Origin of the sequence: Kocuria sp. CPCC 205235, from assembly GCF_040980905.1 — a bacterium.
Classification (GTDB): domain Bacteria; phylum Actinomycetota; class Actinomycetes; order Actinomycetales; family Micrococcaceae; genus Kocuria; species Kocuria carniphila.
Genome location: NZ_JAVKPR010000090.1, coordinates 1 through 588, shown reverse-complemented (window position 1 = coordinate 588; position 588 = coordinate 1). Strand labels below are relative to the sequence as shown.

Here is a 588-nt window from a genome sequence, read left to right as displayed (position 1 = left end):
GAGAAAAAGACTTTGGAATACTCAGGTGTGGTCAAGGGCGTTCATGGTTCGGGGAAACAGTATGCAATGAAAATGTTGCTGTCCATTCTGAGGGAGAAATGGAAAAATGAATATGGGGAGTACAAAGAAAGAATGAGGAAATTTCTATCAAAAGAAAGCATACGAATGGAAGAGCATGATCTTTGGAACGCAATTGTACACTTTAATTCAAGACCAAAGACGGAATCTGTCAAGATTTTCATGCAACAAAAAAACATGTATGATTTGAAATACTTTGTCTCCACATTTCAAGGGATATTGAGTGGAGAGAACAAAATGGGACTATACAAATGGATAAATATGGCCATTGGATGTGGGGTGGATGGAATAGAAAAGTTTGCCATGGGTTTGCTTGACGACTACCAGGCCATCAAGAATTCCATTACCAGCAAATGGAACAATGGAATTCTTGAAGGAACGGTATGCAAGATAAAAACAGTAAAACGAATTATGGCAGGACGAGCCTCCATCACCTTGTTGGAGAAAAAGGTTGCGCTTAAGCTTTAGCACTATGTGCACCAAAATTTGCGAAGAGCCAAAAGTTGAAAT

General features: G+C 39.1%; 1 protein-coding gene. It reads left to right on the top strand.

Annotated elements, in window-relative coordinates:
• On the top strand, positions 1-546 hold a 546-nt coding region (locus RF638_RS16105; protein WP_368842471.1), incomplete at its 5' end, for a transposase.
• Positions 547-588: the final 42 nt, after the last annotated feature.